The organism is Enterobacter sp. SENG-6, assembly GCF_001605945.1.
In the GTDB taxonomy this organism is placed as follows: Bacteria; Pseudomonadota; Gammaproteobacteria; order Enterobacterales; family Enterobacteriaceae; genus Enterobacter; species Enterobacter cloacae.
In genome coordinates, this window is record NZ_LOMM01000029.1 from 33200 (window position 1) to 52582 (window position 19383).

22 protein-coding genes and 1 pseudogene are annotated in these 19383 nt (G+C 52.1%); 13 read left to right on the plus strand and 10 right to left on the minus strand.

All coding sequences use genetic code 11. The annotated features are described in order from the left end of the window. Positions 1 to 158: 158 nt before the first annotated feature. The 4 genes from ghrA to AX755_RS15040 all read left to right on the plus strand — a co-directional run bounded on the left by ghrA (position 159) and on the right by AX755_RS15040 (position 3073). Positions 159 to 1097: a glyoxylate/hydroxypyruvate reductase GhrA gene (ghrA, locus tag AX755_RS15025; RefSeq protein ID WP_062857013.1), complete on the plus strand. Its 939-nt coding sequence runs from the start codon at positions 159 to 161 to the stop codon at positions 1095 to 1097. Positions 1098 to 1181: 84 nt separating this feature from the next. Continuing rightward, positions 1182 to 1919, plus strand: a complete 738-nt coding sequence (locus AX755_RS15030; protein WP_023622347.1) for a phosphatase — start codon at positions 1182 to 1184, stop codon at positions 1917 to 1919. A 20-nt stretch (positions 1920 to 1939) separates the two neighbouring features. Then, a complete protein-coding gene (locus AX755_RS15035; protein ID WP_013097176.1) occupies positions 1940 to 2494 on the plus strand; it encodes a TorD/DmsD family molecular chaperone in 555 nt (184 codons plus the stop codon). Positions 2495 to 2590: 96 nt separating this feature from the next. After that, on the plus strand, positions 2591 to 3073 hold the full coding sequence (locus AX755_RS15040) for a DUF1097 domain-containing protein (RefSeq protein ID WP_072200468.1): 483 nt from the start codon (positions 2591 to 2593) through the stop codon (positions 3071 to 3073). 43 nt (positions 3074 to 3116) lie between these two features. Here AX755_RS15040 and csgG read toward each other — a convergent pair whose 3' ends face one another. From csgG to csgD, 4 genes are read right to left on the minus strand one after another with little or no spacing between them, the layout of a single operon-like run. Further along, complete coding sequence (gene csgG, locus AX755_RS15045) at positions 3117 to 3950, minus strand: curli production assembly/transport protein CsgG (RefSeq protein WP_028027948.1); 834 nt, start codon at positions 3948 to 3950, stop codon at positions 3117 to 3119. Positions 3951 to 3976: 26 nt separating this feature from the next. Then, positions 3977 to 4390 carry a curli production assembly/transport protein CsgF gene (gene csgF, locus AX755_RS15050; RefSeq protein WP_013097173.1) on the minus strand — a complete coding sequence of 138 codons (414 nt, stop codon included), beginning with the start codon at positions 4388 to 4390 and terminating at the stop codon, positions 3977 to 3979. Between the two features lie 23 nt (positions 4391 to 4413). Then, on the minus strand, positions 4414 to 4803 hold the full coding sequence (gene csgE, locus AX755_RS15055; RefSeq protein ID WP_023620196.1) for a curli production assembly/transport protein CsgE: 390 nt from the start codon (positions 4801 to 4803) through the stop codon (positions 4414 to 4416). A gap of 4 nt (positions 4804 to 4807) precedes the next feature. Then, positions 4808 to 5458 carry a biofilm master transcriptional regulator CsgD gene (gene csgD / locus AX755_RS15060; protein WP_023620195.1) on the minus strand — a complete coding sequence of 217 codons (651 nt, stop codon included), beginning with the start codon at positions 5456 to 5458 and terminating at the stop codon, positions 4808 to 4810. 744 nt (positions 5459 to 6202) lie between these two features. On the opposite strand from csgD, the gene csgB reads away from it, so the two are divergent. From csgB to ymdB, 5 genes are all read left to right on the plus strand, one after another. Beyond that, the gene (gene csgB, locus AX755_RS15065; RefSeq protein ID WP_013097170.1) at positions 6203 to 6658 is read left to right on the plus strand and encodes a curli minor subunit CsgB; all 456 of its coding nucleotides are present in this window, start codon (positions 6203 to 6205) and stop codon (positions 6656 to 6658) included. Between the two features lie 41 nt (positions 6659 to 6699). After that, positions 6700 to 7161 carry a curli major subunit CsgA gene (gene csgA, locus AX755_RS15070; protein WP_062857014.1) on the plus strand — a complete coding sequence of 154 codons (462 nt, stop codon included), beginning with the start codon at positions 6700 to 6702 and terminating at the stop codon, positions 7159 to 7161. 62 nt (positions 7162 to 7223) lie between these two features. Then, entirely contained in the window at positions 7224 to 7556 is a 333-nt protein-coding gene (csgC, locus tag AX755_RS15075; RefSeq protein ID WP_062857019.1) for a curli assembly chaperone CsgC, read from the plus strand. 161 nt (positions 7557 to 7717) lie between these two features. After that, positions 7718 to 8038 (plus strand): type 1 fimbrial protein, encoded by a 321-nt coding sequence (locus AX755_RS15080; RefSeq protein WP_038985522.1) that lies wholly within the window; start codon positions 7718 to 7720, stop codon positions 8036 to 8038. Positions 8039 to 8143: 105 nt separating this feature from the next. After that, on the plus strand, positions 8144 to 8686 hold the full coding sequence (gene ymdB, locus AX755_RS15085; protein WP_062857015.1) for an O-acetyl-ADP-ribose deacetylase: 543 nt from the start codon (positions 8144 to 8146) through the stop codon (positions 8684 to 8686). A 34-nt stretch (positions 8687 to 8720) separates the two neighbouring features. Here ymdB and mdoC read toward each other — a convergent pair whose 3' ends face one another. Then, on the minus strand, positions 8721 to 9860 hold the full coding sequence (gene mdoC, locus AX755_RS15090; RefSeq protein ID WP_062857016.1) for a glucans biosynthesis protein MdoC: 1140 nt from the start codon (positions 9858 to 9860) through the stop codon (positions 8721 to 8723). A 255-nt stretch (positions 9861 to 10115) separates the two neighbouring features. On the opposite strand from mdoC, the gene mdoG reads away from it, so the two are divergent. The 3 genes from mdoG (at position 10116) to AX755_RS15105 (ending at position 14502) form a co-directional block, all read left to right on the plus strand. Then, entirely contained in the window at positions 10116 to 11669 is a 1554-nt protein-coding gene (gene mdoG / locus AX755_RS15095; protein ID WP_020689627.1) for a glucans biosynthesis protein MdoG, read from the plus strand. Next, positions 11662 to 14190 carry a glucans biosynthesis glucosyltransferase MdoH gene (gene mdoH, locus AX755_RS15100; RefSeq protein ID WP_020689626.1) on the plus strand — a complete coding sequence of 843 codons (2529 nt, stop codon included), beginning with the start codon at positions 11662 to 11664 and terminating at the stop codon, positions 14188 to 14190. The genes mdoG and mdoH overlap by 8 nt, the downstream gene beginning before the upstream one ends. Positions 14191 to 14274: 84 nt before the next feature. Next, a complete protein-coding gene (locus tag AX755_RS15105) occupies positions 14275 to 14502 on the plus strand; it encodes a YceK/YidQ family lipoprotein (protein WP_013097162.1) in 228 nt (75 codons plus the stop codon). 6 nt (positions 14503 to 14508) lie between these two features. Here the strand turns inward: AX755_RS15105 and AX755_RS15110 are convergent, their stop codons facing one another. From AX755_RS15110 to AX755_RS15120, 3 genes are all read right to left on the minus strand, one after another. Then, a complete protein-coding gene (locus tag AX755_RS15110; RefSeq protein WP_014831418.1) occupies positions 14509 to 14883 on the minus strand; it encodes a MysB family protein in 375 nt (124 codons plus the stop codon). 97 nt (positions 14884 to 14980) lie between these two features. Then, on the minus strand, positions 14981 to 16198 hold the full coding sequence (mdtG, locus tag AX755_RS15115) for a multidrug efflux MFS transporter MdtG (RefSeq protein ID WP_058651581.1): 1218 nt from the start codon (positions 16196 to 16198) through the stop codon (positions 14981 to 14983). Positions 16199 to 16340: 142 nt separating this feature from the next. After that, positions 16341 to 17267, minus strand: coding sequence for a Kdo(2)-lipid IV(A) acyltransferase (locus AX755_RS15120; RefSeq protein WP_062857017.1), 927 nt, complete (start codon positions 17265 to 17267; stop codon positions 16341 to 16343). Between the two features lie 223 nt (positions 17268 to 17490). Here AX755_RS15120 and trhO point away from each other — a divergent pair, with 223 nt between their 5' ends. After that, entirely contained in the window at positions 17491 to 18540 is a 1050-nt protein-coding gene (trhO, locus tag AX755_RS15125; RefSeq protein WP_013097157.1) for an oxygen-dependent tRNA uridine(34) hydroxylase TrhO, read from the plus strand. A gap of 41 nt (positions 18541 to 18581) precedes the next feature. Here trhO and AX755_RS15130 read toward each other — a convergent pair whose 3' ends face one another. Then, the gene (locus tag AX755_RS15130) at positions 18582 to 19160 is read right to left on the minus strand and encodes a YceI family protein (protein WP_062857018.1); all 579 of its coding nucleotides are present in this window, start codon (positions 19158 to 19160) and stop codon (positions 18582 to 18584) included. A 1-nt stretch (position 19161) separates the two neighbouring features. Then, positions 19162 to 19299: pseudogene (locus tag AX755_RS24650) on the minus strand (cytochrome b); the annotation flags it as partial. Positions 19300 to 19383 lie beyond the last annotated feature (84 nt).

Consider the following 19383-nt stretch of genomic DNA (forward strand, 5'->3'; position numbering starts at 1 on the left):
CTGTAAATTAGCGCATTTAGACAAACTTCAAACAACATGATTCTTAAATGTGCTGAAAGCGCCTTTTTTATCGGCAACGCGGTCCGGCGATAAATTTGTTATGCTGGCAATCCAGTTGAAAATGAAAATAAAACAGCGCAAAAAAGGCAGGAATGAGTATGGATATTATCTTCTATCACCCCACTTTTGATACGGCTTACTGGATTAAGGCACTTTCGGCAGCGTTACCGGGGGCGCGCGTGCGTGAATGGAAGCGCGGTGATAACGAACATGCAGACTACGCGCTGTTGTGGCATCCCCCGGTCGAGATGCTCCAGGGGCGCAAGCTGAAGGCCGTTTTTGCCCTCGGTGCCGGTGTGGATTCCATTCTGAGCAAACTGAAAGCGCACCCTGAAATGCTGCCGGAGGAAATCCCCCTGTTCCGCCTGGAAGATACCGGCATGGGTCAGCAAATGCAGGAATATGCCGTGAGTCAGGTGCTGCACTGGTTCCGACGTTTTGACGATTATCAGGCCTTAAAACTGCAATCCCGTTGGGAGCCGCTGCCAGAATATCAACGTGAAGAGTTTACTATCGGTATTCTCGGGGCGGGCGTGCTCGGCTCAAAAGTGGCCGAAGCGCTGGCACCGTGGGGCTTCCCGCTGCGCTGCTGGAGCCGCAGCCGCAAGAACTATCCTGGCGTTAAGAGTTTTGCCGGAACAGATGAACTCCCGGCGTTTCTGAAGGGGACGCGCGTACTGATCAATCTGCTGCCGAATACGGCGGAAACGGTCGGCATTATTAATAGCGCGCTTATGAATCAGCTGGCGGATCAGAGTTACGTGATGAATCTGGCGCGCGGGGTTCATCTGGTGGAAGCCGATCTCCTCAAAGCCCTTGAGGGTGGCAAGGTGAAAGGCGCGATGCTGGATGTGTACAGCCGCGAGCCGTTGCTGGCAGAGAGCCCGCTGTGGGCACATCCGCGCGTGGCGATGACCCCACACGTCGCCGCCGTGACGCGTCCGGCAGAGGCGGTGGCCTATATTACGCACACCATCAGTGAGATAGAGCAGGGCAACGCGGTGACCGGGCAGGTCGACAGAACGCGCGGCTACTGAGTGAAACCCGGCGTTAGCCGGGTTTTTGCTAATAATCGCAGCAGATAACTGCTATCCTTTGGAAAAACCGCAGAGGAGAGAGAGATGTATCCCGTTGACCTGCATATGCACACCGTCGCCAGCACCCACGCGTATAGCAACCTCCATGATTACATTGCACAAGCGAAGCTCAAGGGCATCAGGCTTTTTGCGATCACCGATCATGGCCCGGATATGGCGGATGCGCCGCACTACTGGCATTTTGTGAATATGCGGATCTGGCCACGCCTGGTGGACGGTATTGGGATACTGCGTGGCATTGAGGCGAACATTAAAAATACCGACGGTGAGATCGACTGCACCGGTCCGATGCTGACATCTCTTGACCTTATTCTCGCCGGTTTCCATGAACCTGTCTTTGCGCCCCAGGATAAAGAGACCAACACCGCGGCGATGATTGCCACCATTGCCAGCGGCAACGTGCATATTATTAGCCACCCTGGCAACCCGAAGTACCCAATTGATATTCAGGCTGTCGCGCAGGCGGCAGCGAAGCATCGCGTGGCGCTGGAGATTAACAACTCCTCCTTCGTGCACTCGCGTAAGGGCAGTGAAGCGAACTGCCGCGAAGTGGCGGCCGCAGTGCGTGATGCCGGCGGCATGGTGGCGCTGGGTTCAGATTCCCATACTGCGTTCACACTGGGTGATTTCAGCGAGTGCCTGAAAGTGCTGAATGATGTTAACTTCCCGGAAGCGCAAATCCTGAACGTGACCCCTCGTCGCATGCTCGATTTCCTTGAGTCGCGCGGAATGGAACCGATTGCCGAATTTGCCGATCTTTAATTGTGTAATGGAATAAAAAAATGAATGAGTTTTCCATCCTTTGCCGCGTGCTGGGTACGCTGTACTACCGCCAGCCTCAAGACCCGCTGCTGGTCCCGCTCTTTACATTAATTCGTGAAGGGAAACTGGCGCAGAACTGGCCGCTGGAACAGGATGATTTACTGGAGCGCCTGCAGAAAAGCTGCGACATGCAGCAAATCTCCACAGATTACAACGCGCTGTTTGTGGGGGAAGAGTGCCGTGTTTCACCTTACCGCTCTGCCTGGCAGGAAGGGGCAACGGAAGCGGAAGTGCGCGCTTTTCTTTCAGAGCGCGGCATGCCGCTGACCGACACGCCTGCCGATCATATCGGTACGCTGCTGCTGGCCGCATCCTGGATTGAGGACCACGCCGGTGACGATGAGAACGAAGCCATCGAAACCTTGTTCGAAATGTACCTGCTGCCGTGGGTCGGGACATTCCTTGGGAAAGTTGAAGCGCATGCCACCTCGCCATTCTGGAGAACGCTGGCTCCCCTGACGCGTGACGCCATCGCTGCAATGTGGGATGAGCTGGAAGAAGAGAATGAAGAGTGATCACGGTCACATTAGTTCTGCAACGCAACGCATTATCTTGCATATAATGTGCTTCTGATCTCATTTCCATGGCGCGCTTCTGCTAAGATGCGCGCCATGAACATATTACTTTGTATCGCACTCACAACAGGTATCCTCTCCGGACTTTGGGGATGGGTGGCCGTCTCTCTCGGACTGCTCAGCTGGGCTGGATTTCTCGGCTGCACGGCCTACTTCGCCTGCCCGCAGGGTGGGATCAAAGGGCTTTTTATCTCTGGCTGCACGCTGATGAGCGGCGTTATCTGGGCGCTGGTTATCATGAAGGGCAGTGCGCTCGCTCCGCATCTGGAGATCCTCGGCTATATCATGACGGGCGTGGTCGCCTTTTTGATGTGCGTTCAGGCAAAGCACCTGTTGCTGTCGTTTGTACCCGGCACCTTTATGGGGGCGTGTGCCACCTTTGCGGGGCAGGGTGACTGGAAGCTGGTGGTCCCCTCGCTGGCGCTGGGGTTGCTGTTTGGCTATGCCATGAAGAACAGTGGTCTGTGGCTGGCGGCACGACGAGAAAAAGCGCAAAACGTGCCAGCGGTGAGTGAATAAAAAAAGGCGAGATAACTATCTCGCCTTTTTTATGCGCGTCCTGTCAGGATTCCGGAGGAACCGACATATCGCGGTATTTCACCAGTACCGGGTTTTGCACGTCTGCTTTGTTTTGCAGATCCCACAGCCCGCGGTCGATACCATCATTTATCAGGAAGATAACTCCGGTTTCAATGGCTGACATCAGGCACATCATCACCGGCTCGTTAGAGGTATAACCGATTTCACCCTCCAGCAGACGCTGATAGTCAATGAAGCGGAACACCCCGGCCTGCACTTCATAAGAGAGTATGGTTTTGCTGGTGGTTACCGAAGAGAGCACTTCCCCGGTACTGACGTTAACGACACGCAGGTTAACGGCAATTTGGTCGAGCTGATACTGCGTATCTGCACCGATACCGAAATAACGTGCGCCAGCACCGCCAGATTTCACGTTACTTTCGTAACCGATAATCGACCCTTCAATCATAACGTTCGCCGCAGCCAGAGATTGCAGCGGCATGCGGTTATTATCTGCAACGGTACCATTCTCCTGCGCCGCACGAATAATTTTTCGTTCATTTAACAGGTTTTGCAGCCCCTGACGTTCCAGTGGAATAAACCAGCGCGAATCTTTCAGCGCGGTCACCAGCATGGCGGTGGCGCTTTGCGGTACGGCCGTAGAGAAGTTACTTGCCGGGTAAGGTTTAAATTGCCCGGTTTCATCCTGAATGTTGTAGACAGAGACAAATATTTTACCTGTCGGGGCAGGTAAATGGGTTAAATCACGATAACTTTGAGCCCGAGGCATTAATGTCGGTTTTGCAGCTTCTTTAGGTGGAGCAGTTAAACAACCGCTCAATAAGCACACTGCAACAAGTATCAGGAAGCGCTGCATGATCGTTGTCCTTATTTTGGGGTTGTTCAAAAGTCAGTCGAGTTATTTTGTAAACCGGAAACCTGAATGGTTGAGGTTTTTCCGGTTTTACGATCGGTAACGTTCAACTGGAGCTGCCCGTCCCTGTTGGCGATATCGACAATGAAGTCATTGGTCACCATGCGGCCGGGTTTGCCGGTGTTGATATTGGTCAGCAAACCGCCCAAAATTTGCGACTGGATCGCCTGGGTGAAGTTGTCCAGTGCAGATGGCGTATCCACGCTAAAATCCTTGAAGCTGGGATCTTTATAAGAATTTTGCGCCTGGGCTTCATTCAACATGAACGCCCCATTATTCGGGTTACCACCAAAGTTGGGATTACGGAACTGGAATGTCATATTCCCGGCCCAGCTTAATGGGGTGATGAGCATTATCGAAACAACTGCATATGCAATACGCATGACAGCCTCCGGATATAGGTTCGCTAGAACTCGTCTTTTGCTAAATCTCTTGTGCTTAATAGCGCTTTGTCTATTTGCATGCGATTAATAGCGTCTTCTGATTGCGCCAGCGCCAAGGCTACGTTTTTATCGAAGTCTATTTTGGTGGGAAATAAAAATGTTTGATAAATAACGAACTGATTAGCCGTTATTGTTATCCAACTTCCCCATCGTGCACTGGGCCGCTCGTTGATTGTTATATTTCCAGGATACGTACTGTCCCATTTATCACTGAAGGCACGATAAAAATTGTGTCCGACAGAAGAGACGGTATGGTCCGTTAACAATCCGGGAACTTCGACCTCGACGGCCTTCAGGTTCCCGGCAGCGAGCAGAAAGCCCGCTGCGGCAATCCAACTCATGGTGCGTTTCATGTGATTAACGCCTGAGGTTATCGTTTGCCCATGAAACCGCCTGAGTTCGGTTTTTAACAGCTATCTTCTTGAAAAGATTATAAAGGTGCGTCTTTACCGTATTTTCGCTGATAAATAACGAACGGGCGATTTCAATATTTGAAGCACCAATGCGCAATTTGTTCAGGATCTCTTTCTCGCGGTGCGTTAGCAGTGCTGACTCTGAACTGTTGTAGCGGTAATTTCCGGAGTGCGTGATAAGGTAGCTGGCCAGCTTTTGCGAAAAATAACACTCTCCTCGCAAGATACCTTGCAGGCCTTCTACCACCCGATTCTCTTCTTCAGTGACGTAGAACACGCCATTGATATGCGGCCAACTTTCAATGTCCCGGAAAGGATACTCGTCAGGCGTATTCAATAATAACACGCGGATGTTATTGTTTTTCCTGCTCAAAGTATCTTGCCAGTAATGGATGAGCTTTTTATCCGCTTCCATCATATCGAAAAGAATAATGCAGCCAGGTGCAATATCATCGAAAGAACGTTGAATATTATGCAATTTCCCGTTCAGTGATAAAGATTGCTTTAAATGTTGTAATAAAGCGGTCGCCTGCAAAGAAGGTTTTGTGATCAACAGTAATGTATGACCATGTAAACTATGGACTTCATTATACATGATGAAACCCCACTTTTTTATGACACCTGGCAGTTGTCCTCCTGCGAAAAGAGGACACCAGAAGTACTGACAGATGTTGCGCTGCTGTGTGTAGAATCAAACCATAACCTCCACAAGGGAGGGAAATATAAAACGAATTTCGTACATCTAATTTCAATCTAGCTTTTACGAAGTTTAAAGCAAGTGTTAAACATGTAACAAGATGTAAAAATCAATATTAATTTATGAATTTGTGCCTTCTTGAAAGCCTTTAATTGATGAAAAAGTTGTACAGCTAAATAATGATGCACAGATTTTAAAAATCATACAAATATTTATATGTGACTGATTTTAATGTTTTTATGCTATTCTTTTTCAGAAATTTTAAAGTATGAGTTTCAAAAGGAATCTAACCTATGGAATGAATGCCGCTTCGCCTTAAGAAATCGCGTCTTGTGTCACACGTTAACGTTAATGTCATCCTGTCGTTACGTTTAACCCTTCCTCTCTCGCGTCGGAACAGCCGCTGCGATGTTTCACCCATTTGCGAGGGATAAGGCTTTATAAAAATTAAATGGCTTCGCTTATCGCTATTTTTGTTCAGGAATTACTACTTTGAGGTGACCTGAAAAATAAAAATAAGCCGCGCGGGTGAGATATTTAACGTGTTTCGGCAGACATACTCTTCACCGTAACGACGCGTTAACAAAATATGCGTTGTTCTAACCTGAAGTCTTTTAAAACAGCCAGGTCCAGGGTGGCAACATGAAAAACACATCGTTATTTATGATGTTTACATTACTGGGAGCGCCTGGGGTTGTCACCGCGGCGAATTCAGATTTGGCTACCTCTGAATATAACTTTGCGGTAAATGAATTAAGCCGTACATCATTAAATCAGGCAGCCATTATTGGTCAACAGGGTGTACTTAATGACGCTCAGGTGCGCCAGGACGGTTCAAAATTATTGTCCATCGTTTCCCAGGATGGGTCAGGTAACAGGGCGCGGGTTGATCAATCAGGGACTTATAATATTGCGTATATTGCTCAGAGCGGCTTTGCGAATGATGCAGATATTACGCAGGATGGATTTGGTAATAGTGCAAAAATTATCCAGAAAGGGTCGGGTAATAGGGCAAGCATCACGCAGTACGGTACTCAGAAAAACGCAGTTGTAGTGCAAAAACAGTCGCAAATGGCAATTCGCGTTATTCAACGTTAGTTATTCGCGGCGACTTTAATCAATCCGATGGGGGTTTTACCATGAAATTTATCAAAGTGGCAGCTCTTGCAGCAATCGTCGTTTCTGGTAGTGCTATGGCCGGTCTCATTGATCAAGGTGGCTGGGGCCATGGACACGGTCATGGCCATGGTCAAGGCGGTAATGGCCCAAATTCAACCCTGAATATTTACCAGAACGGTGGCGGTAACTCAGCTGTCACCTTGCAGACCAATGCCAGAGATTCAACGCTGTCTATTAGCCAAAGCGGTGGCGGTAATGGCGCAGATGTTGGACAAGGTTCTGACGACAGCACTATCTCTCTGACTCAGAATGGTTTTGCCAACAGCGCAACGCTTGATCAATGGAACAGTCACGACTCTACAATGAATGTGAGCCAGTACGGTGGATTTAACGGCGCAATGGTTGATCAGACTGCGTCTAATTCTACGGTCAATGTTACCCAGATTGGTTTTGGTAACCACGCTGCAGCTTATCAGTATTAATACTGAAATCTGTGCTACAAAAAAACAGGGCTGAGGCCCTGTTTTTTTTTCGGGAGAGCATCATGAATACCTTAATTCTCCTTGCCGCGCTTTCCAGTCAAATAACGTTTAACACATCGCAGCAGGGCGATATGACCACCATTATTCCCCAGGTTACGCTGACAATGCCGTGTGATTGTCTGGTACAAATCGTGGCTGAACGGGAAGGGCAGAGTGGCCAAAGTACATCACGCCAGCAAAACAGGCTTTTTATCCCCGCTAATCAGACGATCGATTTAACGCGGCTGAGTTTAAATATTGGTACGGGGGATACGGTGAACATTATTGTCACCGTCTCTGATGGTAAATCGCTTCATTTATCACAGCAGTGGTCACCGCCGGAGAAGAGGCTTTAATCATTCATAAAATCAATGATTTGCCAATGTGGCAGGCCTTCACCGTTGAGCTATGCTGATAACAGGAACTGAGCAACTAAGTTCCGGAACGTGAAACTACGTTTGCTTTAATGGAGCGCTTTTACCCCTCAAGGACGATTTTCATTGAGGAGTACATACACGTGACCAAATATATCGCTCAACTCGCTTCTGGTTTTAGTCTGCTCGTTTCTCTTTTTGTAACCCCGGTTTTTGCGGCGACGGTTGTTGAGGGTGGGGTCATTCATTTTCGCGGCGCGATTGTCGCCGACCCCTGTGAAGTGACTGCACAAACGCGGCAGTTTGCGTTGTCATGCCCGGAAAATAACCGGATTCATACGCGCATGGTCAGTTATGAAGATGCACTGAATGGCCATGTGACCGATACCAGCCTCGCCACCCTCAGCATGAAGTACCTCAATCCTGAAAAAACGCTCGCGGTGGTACAAATTCAGTACCGCTGATGTGTGCTCTTCCGCTTTACGGCGGAAGAGGTTTTTCCCGATAGTTTTTTCTCTCGGGTACCTCTGCGATACACTTAAGAAAATGGCGGGAAGCAGAGGGTATTTATGAAACCGCAAATTGACGTTATTCATGGCGATATCACGACGATGCACGTTGATGTGATCGTCAATGCAGCCAATCCGTCACTGATGGGCGGCGGTGGCGTGGATGGTGCTATCCACCGGGCTGCCGGACCGCAACTGCTGGAAGCCTGCAAGACTGTGCGTCAGCAACAGGGGGAGTGCCCACCGGGTCATGCCGTTATTACGCTTGCGGGCGATCTTCCCGCGAAAGCGGTGATTCATGCCGTGGGGCCAGTATGGCATGGCGGCGATCGGCACGAGGCGAGTATCCTCGAAGAGGCCTACCGAAACTGCCTGCGTCTGGCCGCTGATAATGGCTATAAAACCATGGCGTTTCCGGCCATCAGCACCGGAGTGTATGGCTATCCGAAAGCTGCCGCAGCGACGATTGCGGTAGACACCGTGTATCGTTACCTGTCGCTTAAACCGATGCCCGAAAAAGTGACATTTGTCTGTTTCGATGAGGAGACACTGCATCTTTATCAGCGGCTGTTGACCCAGCGCGGACAGGAATTAGAGATCTGAAACACACGCGGCGCACTGAGTGCGCCGCGTTTTTTTATGATGCTCTTACCTGCGGTTTCCCGGAGAAAAGGAAACGCAGAAGCGGTATCCGCAGATGGATTTCGTAAAGCACGATGGCGATTCCAATCACAAAGACCAGCCCGGTAAAGAAGCCCAGCGTGTTGGAGGCGATATGCGGTGTGATATAGGCCCCGAAGAACAACGTCAGGGGGTGGTGCACCAGATAGATAAACAGCGAAGCATTGACGAAATAGGTGACGCGGCTGGACTTAAAATTAAGCAGCCGGTGGCCCAGCGCAAAGACCACATTCACCATCCACAGGCCCAGCAGCATGGTAATGACGCTCTCGGTTTCATACATCCACGCATCGCCGCTGCCGTAGCGCTGATTTAACAGATAGGCCGCAAACGCGATGGCGGCACTAAAAGCACACCACGGTGAGGGCGTCGTAAACAGCGATTTAAGCTTCGGATAAATAAAGGCCAGCGCCCCGATTAAAAAGAAGGGAATGTAGAACAGCGACTGCATCACCACAAAATTGAATAATCCGTCGCTCAGAATCGGCGGATAAACAATAAACAGCGTCCGTCGCACTGCCGCATAGGCGATGCCCAGCAGCAAAAAGAGCAGCGACAGTTTTCCCAGGGTGATACTGGCGAAAAAGGCGTTAGCTTTATCGCTTAAATGGCGGCGAAAGCGGCTAAAAATCAACACGCTGACCGTGGTAAGGACCACCAGTACCAGCAGGAACCAGAGGTGGGACACCAGCTCCCAAACCAGGGTGTTGTATTTTTCGTACAGCGACAGATTAGGCCAGTTCTCCGCTTTACCCTTTACGTACTGCAACATGATGAACTGCGGCAGCGTCAGCAGAGGAATGGCGGTGAGCATCGGAATGCCGACGCGCTCCACGCGCACTTTCCACCAGCGCTTGATGGGGTAGCGCAGAAACAGCATATAAGAGAAATAACCTGAAATGACAAAAAACACCTGCATGCGGAAGGCGTGAATAAAGTCATTAAACAGCGTCAGCCACCAGGAGGGCATTTGACTATTAACATGCCAGGTGTGGCTGGAGTAAATCAGTGAAATGTGGAAGGGGATCCCTAATAGCATCAGCCATGCCCGGATCGAGTCGAGGAAGTATTCACGTTCTACAGGTGTTGTGCTCATATAACTTTGTGCATTCTCAGACTTTTCGCCTTATCCCTAAGACTCATAATGGTTACATTCGAAGCCAACCCTACACCAAGACCGACACCCTGTCTCCAGGATAAGCACGCAAAGTGAAAAGCGGGTTCTTTCATTTGCTTAATCCCTGAGCCAGCGAGCTGAACAAAGCGGTGATAATGTTGTCGGATTGCCTGAGTTTCCATTAAAATGGATCGGATCGATATAAGCACACAAAGGGGGAAGTGCTTACTTATTATGAAACATAAACCACAGATGATGAAAATGCGTTGGTTGGGTGCTGCAGTGGTGTTATCCCTGTATACCTCATCGGCACTGGCCTTTAACATCGACGATGTCGCAAAACAGGCAAAATCGATGGCAGGCAAGAGCTACGAAGCGCCGAAAAGTAACTTGCCCTCCGTTTTCCGCGACATGAAATATGCGGACTATCAGCAGATCCAGTTCAATCACGATAAAGCGTACTGGAACAATATTAAGACCCCGTTCAAGCTTGAGTTTTATCATCAGGGTATGTACTTCGATACCCCTGTTGCCATCAATGAAGTCACGGCAACGGCGGTACGTAAAATCAAATACAGCCCGGATTACTTCAATTTTGGCGATGTGCAGCACGACAAAGATACGGTTAAAGATCTGGGCTTTGCAGGCTTCAAGGTGCTTTACCCGATCAACAGCAAAGATAAAAACGACGAAATCGTCAGCATGCTCGGCGCCAGCTACTTCCGCGTTATTGGCGCGGGACAGGTGTACGGGCTTTCTGCGCGCGGCCTGGCTATTGATACCGCGCTGCCATCAGGTGAAGAATTCCCACGTTTCCGCGAGTTCTGGATCGAACGTCCAAAACCAACGGATAAACGTCTGACTATCTACGCACTGCTGGATTCCCCGCGTGCAACGGGCGCGTACCGCTTTGTGATCATGCCAGGGCGTGACACGGTGGTTGACGTGCAGTCTAAAGTCTACCTGCGCGACAAAGTGGGTAAACTGGGCGTTGCGCCGCTGACCAGTATGTTCCTGTTTGGGCCGAACCAGCCGTCACCGGCGACCAACTTCCGTCCTGAACTGCACGATTCCAACGGCCTGTCTATTCATGCCGGTAACGGTGAGTGGATCTGGCGTCCGCTGAACAACCCGAAACATCTGGCTGTCAGCAGCTTTGCGATGGAAAACCCGCAAGGTTTCGGCCTTCTGCAGCGTGGCCGTCAGTTCTCTCGCTTTGAAGATCTGGATGACCGCTACGACCTGCGTCCAAGCGCGTGGGTGACCCCGAAAGGTGACTGGGGCAAAGGGAAGGTTGAACTGGTTGAAATCCCAACCAATGATGAAACCAACGATAACATCGTCGCTTACTGGACGCCGGATCAGCTGCCGGAAGCCGGGAAAGAGATGAACTTCAAATACACGATCACCTTTAGCCGTGACGAAGACAAACTGCATGCGCCGGATAACGCGTATGTCATGCAGACTCGCCGTTCAACGGGTGACGTGAAACAGTCTAATCTTATCCGTCAGCCTGACGGTACCGTCGCTTTCGTGGTGGACTTCACCGGTCAGGACATGAAGAAACTGGCGCCAGATACTGCCGTGACCGCCCAGGCCAGCATCGGTGATAACGGTGAGATTGTTGAGAACACCGTACGTTACAACCCGGTAACGAAAGGGTGGCGTCTGACCCTGCGCGTGAAAGTGAAAGATCCGAAACAGACTACTGAAATGCGCGCTGCGCTGGTCAGTAACGATCAGCCGCTGAGTGAAACCTGGAGCTATCAGCTACCTGCCAATGAATAATACATCTGAATATATTGATGCCATGCCGCTGACGGATATCGAAAAAGCGGCACTGCCTGAGAGCGACATCCGCGCGGTACATGCCGCGCTGGATGGGGAACATCGTCAGTTTTCACGTGATGACGATTCTCCGCTGGGGTCAGTGAAGGCACGTCTGGAGCAGGCATGGCCGGACTCGCTGGCAGAAGGGCAGTTGATTAAAGACGACGAAGGACGCGATCAGCTTCAGGCGATGCCGAAAGCAACGCGTTCTTCCATGTTCCCCGACCCCTGGCGTACCAACCCGGTTGGCCGCTTCTGGGATCGCCTGCGCGGGCGTGACGTGACGCCACGCTATCTGTCGCGTCTGACAAAAGAAGAGCAGGCCTCCGAACAGAAATGGCGTACCGTGGGGACGATCCGTCGCTACATTCTTCTGCTGCTGACGCTGGCGCAGACGGTTGTCGCAACCTGGTACATGAAGACGATTCTGCCTTACCAGGGCTGGGCGCTGATCAACCCGGCAGACATGATGGGCCAGGATATCTGGGTCTCCTTCATGCAACTGCTGCCGTATATCCTGCAAAGTGGCATTCTTCTGCTGTTCGCCGTTCTCTTCTGCTGGGTTTCGGCCGGTTTCTGGACCGCGCTGATGGGCTTCCTGCAGCTGCTGATGGGACGAGACAAATACAGCATTTCGGCGTCTACGGTCGGGGATGAACCCCTGAATCCTGAGCACCGCACGGCGCTGATTATGCCTATCTGTAACGAAGACGTTGACCGCGTATTCGCGGGGCTGCGCGCAACCTGGGAGTCCGTTAAGGCGACCGGTAACGCCGCCCATTTCGACGTCTATATCCTGAGCGACAGCTACAATCCGGACATCTGCGTTGCCGAGCAAAAAGCCTGGATGGAGCTGATTGCAGAAGTACAGGGCGAAGGTCAGATCTTCTACCGTCGTCGCCGTCGTCGTGTGAAGCGTAAAAGCGGTAACATCGATGACTTCTGCCGTCGCTGGGGTAACCAGTACAGCTACATGGTGGTGCTGGACGCCGACTCGGTGATGAGCGGTGATTGTCTGAGCGGTCTGGTGCGTCTGATGGAAGCTAACCCGAACGCGGGTATCATTCAGTCTTCGCCAAAAGCGTCCGGCATGGACACGCTTTACGCGCGTTGCCAGCAGTTTGCCACCCGTGTATACGGGCCGCTGTTTACTGCCGGTCTGCACTTCTGGCAGTTGGGTGAGTCCCACTACTGGGGTCACAACGCCATTATCCGCGTGAAGCCGTTTATTGAGCACTGTGCGCTGGCACCGCTGCCGGGCGAAGGTTCGTTTGCCGGCTCGATTCTGTCGCACGACTTCGTGGAAGCGGCGCTGATGCGTCGTGCAGGGTGGGGCGTCTGGATTGCCTACGATCTGCCTGGATCCTATGAAGAACTGCCGCCGAACCTGCTGGACGAACTTAAGCGTGACCGCCGCTGGTGTCACGGGAACCTGATGAACTTCCGTCTGTTCCTCGTGAAAGGGATGCACCCGGTTCACCGTGCGGTGTTCCTGACCGGCGTGATGTCTTATCTCTCCGCGCCGCTGTGGTTTATGTTCCTGGCGCTGTCCACGGCTCTGCAGGTGGTGCATGCGCTGACGGAGCCGCAGTACTTCCTGCAACCGCGTCAGCTGTTCCCGGTGTGGCCACAGTGGCGCCCGGAGCTGGCGATAGCGCTTTTTGCCTCCACCATGGTGCTGCTGTTCCTGCCGAAGCTGCTCAGTATCATTCTGATCTGGTGCAAAGGCTCGAAGGAGTATGGCGGTTTCTGGCGGGTAACGGTTTCACTGCTGCTGGAAGTACTGTTCTCCGTGCTGCTGGCACCGGTACGTATGCTGTTCCATACCGTATTTGTGGTCAGCGCGTTCCTGGGCTGGGAAGTGGTCTGGAACTCACCGCAGCGTGATGATGACTCCACGCCGTGGGGTGAAGCCTTTATGCGTCACGGCTCGCAGCTGCTGCTGGGGCTGGTGTGGGCTGCTGGGATGGCATGGCTGGATCTGCGCTTCCTGTTCTGGCTGGCGCCGATTGTCTTCTCGCTGATCCTGTCGCCGTTTGTGTCGGTCATTTCAAGCCGCTCAACGGTTGGCCTGCGTACCAAACGCTGGAAGCTGTTCCTGATCCCGGAAGAGTATTCGCCGCCGAAGGTGCTGGTGGATACTGACACCTATCTGGAGCAGAACCGCCGTCGTACGCTGGATGATGGCTTTATGCACGCGGTGTTTAACCCGTCGTTTAACGCCCTGGCAACGGCAATGGCTACCGCGCGTCACCGTGCCAGTAAGGTGCTGGAGATTGCCCGCGATCGTCACGTTGAACAGGCGCTGAACGAGACGCCAGAGAAACTTAACCGCGACCGCCGTCTGGTGCTGTTAAGCGATCCGGTGACTATGTCGCGTCTGCACTACCGTGTGTGGTCTTCCCCGGAGCGCTACTCCTCGTGGGTGAACTACTACAACGATCTGAAGCTTAACCCGCTGGCGCTGAAGGCGAAGTAAGTGGCTACGTAGGGCGGGTAAGCAATGTGCCACCCGCCAGATAAAATACCGGCTTAAACGCCGGTATTTTTTTAGAGGTAACGGATGAAAATAATCATCGTCGTCATGATGGCATGTCTGCTGAGCGGCTGCGGCAGCATCATCAGTCGCACCATTCCGGGGCAGGGCCACGGGAATCAGTACTATCCGGGCGTGAAATGGGATGTCCGGGATTCCGCATGGCGCTACCTGACGGTGCTCGATCTGCCGTTCTCGCTGATTTTCGATACGCTGTTGTTGCCCATCGATGCCAGCCACGGCCCCTATGAGTAACGGGAATTAACGCTCGTCCCATTCGTCAGCTGCGGTTTGACCTTCTTCCGTATCCAGCGGTGGCTCGAGCTGAAATTCACCCTCATCCCACTCGTGCAGGGTGTTCTCTTCCAGCCACTCCTGACGCAACTCAATTTCGTCATAGTCACCATCAAAGACGGCCTGAGCTCCTTCACCGCTCAGGATCGGCAAACATTCGCCTTCTTCACCTTCGTCAGCAAAGAATTCGGCCTGCCACATAATATCTCCGTCCTGAAGGACATACTTTTGGATGTTGAGTTGTTGCACGTCCGCATCTTCTTCATCAACGCCGGGGTTATCGGCGAGGAACTCTTCACGAGCGGCATCAATAGCTTCTTCCAGCGTGGCGTACATGGTCATTGGTGTCTCCCTGTTTTCCAGAAGGTTTCAGGGAAAGAATAGCTGAATATCTGATTCTGCAAGTATGAATGCGAAAATAAGCCGTCACGTATTTGTCTTATTCCGCCACCGGCCGTAATGTCCGGGATAAACTGAACCACGAGTAAACCGCATTAAACAGCACTACGCCCGCCGTGACGATAAACACGGCGCGAAAACCGAAGCTGGCGGAAACCGCGGCTCCGACAAGCGGGCCGGTGACGTTGCCGATGTCGCGAAATGACTGGTTGTAGCTAAAGATACGCCCGGCGATCTGGTTCGTGGAGTTGTAAACCAGCAGGGTCTGAACGGCGGGCAGTAACGCCCCGTCGGCGGCACCCAGCAAAAAGCGCAGAACGCCCAGCTGCCAGGGTGATTGCACCATCGACATGGGAATGAGCAGCAGCACGGAGATCACCAGCGCACAAATCAGGATCTTTTCCGGGCCGACGCGGTCTCCCAGTTTCCCTAACCTCGGGGCGCTAAGCAGCGCCGCCACGCCGGGTACGGAGGCAATCAGCCCGCTGATAAACGCAATGTTGCTCACGTTACCGGCCAGATCGCGAACGTACAGCGTCAGAATAGGGGCAATCGAACCGGTCGCGACCTGAATAATCAGGGTCGTCACGAACAGGCTCAGTACCAGTCTGGGGTTTTTGAGTGAAGCCAGCACATCCCGTGCGTGGAGCATCTCTTTTTTGGCGACGGGGGTGAAGTTTTCACGAATGCAGATCAGCGTAACGATAAAGCAGAGGAACAACACGCTGGCAGTAATGAAAAACACCGGGCGCAGGCCATAGCTGTCCGCCAGCAAGCCGCCCGCCAGAGGCCCCAGCAAGGCGCCGCTGACGCCTCCGGTTGAGAGCGTCCCGAGCGCCCAGCCGCTTTTATGACGCGGGATCTGAGTGGCGATCAGCGCATTCGCGTTGGGAATAAATCCTCCCAGCAGGCCAAGTAGCGCGCGCAAAATCAGAAACTGCCAGACGTTCTGCGCCACACCCATTAACGCCATGATGATGGCCATTCCCAGCGCCGAGCGCAGCAGCATGATTTTACGCCCTTTACGGTCGGCAAGGCCGCCCCAGAACGGCGAAGCAATGGCGGAGAAGAGGAAAGTGATGCTGAACACCAGACCAGACCACATATTGAGCGCACTGTGGCCCGTCACGCCCAGTTGTTCAACGTACAGGGGCAGAAAGGGCATCACGAGGCTAAACGCCGCGCCGGTAAGAAAACAGCCAAGCCAGGCAACCGTAAGGTTACGTTTCCAGTTTATGGGGGCATCTGAGGGTGACATAACAATCCGCATAATGAGGTGCAGCGCACCGTAAGGCATGAAGTAATAAGCCTGCTAATTATGCGCCTGGGTTATGATTGCCGCAATGAGGCAGAGCTTTTAAAGCTAAAACAGGGAGCGGCCCAAAGGGCCGCAGGGGGAATTAATAGCGGGACGGCGTGCCTTCTGGCCGCGTTTTAAAGCGGCGGTGCAGCCACATGTACTGCTCCGGTGCGAGCATAATGCATTTCTCGACAATGCCGTTCATCCAGCGTGCGGTGGTTTCAGCATCATCCAGTGGAGGCGCCAGTTCGGGCTCCAGCATAATCAATTCGTAACCCGAACCATCCGGTTTGCGGCGCGGAACAAAAGGGACGATGGCGGCTTTGGACATGCGTGCCAGCATCCAGGTGCCCGTGGTGGTGGCCGCCTCTTCAACGGCAAAGAACGGAACAAATACGCTGGATTGCGGGCCGTAGTCGTGATCGGGGGCATACCAGACTACTTCACCTGATTTGAGGGCGCGGATCATACCCTTCAGATCCTTACGGTCGATCATGCTTTTGTTGGACCGCATACGGCCATTGGTCTGGATCAGATCAATAACCGGGTTGTCGTTTGGACGATAAACCCCAATGCCGGGTGCCTGCATACCGAACATACGGGCGCCGATTTCCAGGGTCAGAAAGTGTACGCCAATCAGCAGCACGCCCGTCTGATTCGCCTGCAGCGAATGTACCGGCGCCATCCCCGTACCGGCAACGACGCTCCAGCGTGCCATGCGTTTGTCCGGCCAGAACCACGCCATTCCTGTTTCCATCAGCCCCATGCCGACAGACTCAAAATTCCTGGTCACCATGTCATGACGTTCAGCCTCGCTCATGTCCGGAAAGCACAGTTCAAGGTTGCGGTAGGCGATTCTGGCGCGACGCTTCATAAACATTTGCGCAAGACGACCCAGGCTTTTGCCCAGACGGAAAATAACCGGGTAGGGGAGTTGGACCAGAAGCCATAAAAAGCCAATGCCAAGCCAGGTCAACCAATAGCGAGGATGCAAAAGGGTGACGGTAAATTTCGGTAATTGGGTCATGTCGGTCCTGTTTTCTAACGTCCTGAAGGTCTTAGTGTCTCATTTTTTACTACATAGCCAAAATGTCTGATGTCGAAACGCGCGCTAATGCAGCAAATGTTATGACGCATAGTTCAGGCTGACAGAAATGTAGCGTAAATTGTGTGGATGTAAATTGTTATTGTTTGCTATATGATGCCGACCGATTTTCCTTTCTCAATAACGATTGCAGGACTTGTACACCATGCCAGTGTTACACAACCGCGTATCGAATGAGATGTTGAAAGCGCGTATGTTGGCTGAAACCGAACCGCGCACGACCATCTCATTCTATAAATACTTCACGATCAACGATCCGCAAGCGACCCGCGATGAGCTCTATAAAGCCTTCACCGCGCTGAACGTCTTTGGGCGCGTCTATCTGGCGCGTGAAGGTATCAACGCCCAGATCAGCATCCCGGAAAGCAACGTAAGCGCCTTCCGCGATTTTCTTTACGGCTTCGATCCGGCGCTGAACGGCTTACGCCTGAACATCGCCCTGGACGATGACGGTAAATCATTCTGGGTGCTGCGTATGAAAGTGCGTGAGCGTATCGTGGCAGACGGCATTGACGACCCGGCCTTCAACCCGGCCGACGTGGGGGAATACCTGAAGGCGGCGGAAGTCAATGCGATGCTTGATGACCCTGACGCGGTATTCATCGATATGCGTAACCACTACGAATATGAAGTGGGCCATTTCGAGAACGCAATGGAAATCCCGGCCGACACCTTCCGCGAGCAACTGCCGAAAGCGGTTGAGATGATGCAGGAACATAAAGATAAGAAAATCGTTATGTACTGCACCGGCGGTATTCGCTGCGAAAAAGCCAGCGCGTGGATGAAACATAACGGATTTAATAAGGTCTGGCATATCGAAGGCGGTATCATCGAGTATGCCCGCCGTGCCCGTGAGCAGGGGTTACCGGTGCGTTTTATCGGTAAAAACTTTGTCTTTGACGAGCGAATGGGTGAGCGTATTTCAGAAGACGTGATTGCCCATTGCCACCAGTGCGGCGCACCGTGCGATACCCACACCAACTGCAAAAATGACGGTTGTCATCTGCTGTTTATTCAGTGCCCGGCGTGCGCAGAGAAATTTAACGGCTGCTGTAGCGAACTGTGCAGTGAAGAGAGCATGCTGCCGGAAGAGGAGCAGCGCCGACGTCGTGCGGGACGTGAAAACGGCAATAAGATTTTTAATAAATCCCGTGGCCGCCTGAATACCAAACTGGGTATTCCTGACCCGGAATGATAATGACGCCCGGCAATGTCAAACCCTGCCGGGCGTGTTTATTATGCTTTCTGCTGAACACCTTCAACGGAAATAATCAGTTCTACGTCCTGAGACGCCGGACCCAAATCCGTGGTGATATTAAAATCTTTCAGATGAATTTTCCCTGCGGCTTCAAAACCTGCACGTTTGCCACCCCACGGATCGTCACCCTGGCCGAGTAATTTGGCTTCCAGGGTCACCGGTTTCGTGACGCCATTGAGCGTCAGATTACCGATAATATTCAGCTTCTCACCTTCTTTCTTCACTTCGGTCGACGTAAAGGTCGCCTGTGGGAATTTTGATACATTCAGGAATTCCGCACTACGCAAATGTTTATCGCGCTCTGCATGGTTGGTGTCGATGCTATTCGTATTAATGGTCACATTGACCTTATCGGCGGCAGGATTTTTATCGTCAAAGGTGAATGTGCCGTCAAAATCTTTAAAGGTACCGTACAGCCAGCTATAACCGAGGTGCTGAATACGGAAATTGACGAAAGCATGCTGGCCTTCTTTATCAATTTTATAATCAGCCGCCACGGCAGAACCGGTGGTGAATAGCAGAGAACCTAATGCGATACCCAGCAGGTGTTTTTTCATTTTATGCTCCAGAGTCAACTGACGAACGGCCAAGCATGCGCTTTAACGTATCGTCTTTATCGATGAAATGATGTTTAAGGGCGGCAAGCCCGTGCAGGACAGACAGGATCACCACGCTCCACGCGAGCCAGAGATGCACCACTGACCTGCCCCCACGATTAGATACAACACTCAGTTAGTAACGTCGGAATCTTCATTCTCAGAATGACCCTTTCTCCAGCCC

Coding starts and splice junctions, on each gene's coding strand:
- AX755_RS15110 (WP_014831418.1), bottom strand. CDS start 14,883: ATGACCATGTACGCCACGCTGGAAGAAGCTATTGATGCCGCTCGTGAA.
- csgG (WP_028027948.1), bottom strand. CDS start 3,950: ATGCAGCGCTTCCTGATACTTGTTGCAGTGTGCTTATTGAGCGGTTGT.
- ghrA (WP_062857013.1), top strand. CDS start 159: ATGGATATTATCTTCTATCACCCCACTTTTGATACGGCTTACTGGATT.
- AX755_RS15120 (WP_062857017.1), bottom strand. CDS start 17,267: ATGACCCAATTACCGAAATTTACCGTCACCCTTTTGCATCCTCGCTAT.
- AX755_RS15105 (WP_013097162.1), top strand. CDS start 14,275: ATGAAAATAATCATCGTCGTCATGATGGCATGTCTGCTGAGCGGCTGC.
- csgB (WP_013097170.1), top strand. CDS start 6,203: ATGAAAAACACATCGTTATTTATGATGTTTACATTACTGGGAGCGCCT.
- mdoG (WP_020689627.1), top strand. CDS start 10,116: ATGAAACATAAACCACAGATGATGAAAATGCGTTGGTTGGGTGCTGCA.
- AX755_RS15130 (WP_062857018.1), bottom strand. CDS start 19,160: ATGAAAAAACACCTGCTGGGTATCGCATTAGGTTCTCTGCTATTCACC.
- csgA (WP_062857014.1), top strand. CDS start 6,700: ATGAAATTTATCAAAGTGGCAGCTCTTGCAGCAATCGTCGTTTCTGGT.
- mdoC (WP_062857016.1), bottom strand. CDS start 9,860: ATGAGCACAACACCTGTAGAACGTGAATACTTCCTCGACTCGATCCGG.
- csgD (WP_023620195.1), bottom strand. CDS start 5,458: ATGTATAATGAAGTCCATAGTTTACATGGTCATACATTACTGTTGATC.
- AX755_RS15040 (WP_072200468.1), top strand. CDS start 2,591: ATGAACATATTACTTTGTATCGCACTCACAACAGGTATCCTCTCCGGA.
- csgE (WP_023620196.1), bottom strand. CDS start 4,803: ATGAAACGCACCATGAGTTGGATTGCCGCAGCGGGCTTTCTGCTCGCT.
- AX755_RS15035 (WP_013097176.1), top strand. CDS start 1,940: ATGAATGAGTTTTCCATCCTTTGCCGCGTGCTGGGTACGCTGTACTAC.
- AX755_RS15030 (WP_023622347.1), top strand. CDS start 1,182: ATGTATCCCGTTGACCTGCATATGCACACCGTCGCCAGCACCCACGCG.
- csgF (WP_013097173.1), bottom strand. CDS start 4,390: ATGCGTATTGCATATGCAGTTGTTTCGATAATGCTCATCACCCCATTA.
- mdtG (WP_058651581.1), bottom strand. CDS start 16,198: ATGTCACCCTCAGATGCCCCCATAAACTGGAAACGTAACCTTACGGTT.
- csgC (WP_062857019.1), top strand. CDS start 7,224: ATGAATACCTTAATTCTCCTTGCCGCGCTTTCCAGTCAAATAACGTTT.
- ymdB (WP_062857015.1), top strand. CDS start 8,144: ATGAAACCGCAAATTGACGTTATTCATGGCGATATCACGACGATGCAC.
- mdoH (WP_020689626.1), top strand. CDS start 11,662: ATGAATAATACATCTGAATATATTGATGCCATGCCGCTGACGGATATC.
- trhO (WP_013097157.1), top strand. CDS start 17,491: ATGCCAGTGTTACACAACCGCGTATCGAATGAGATGTTGAAAGCGCGT.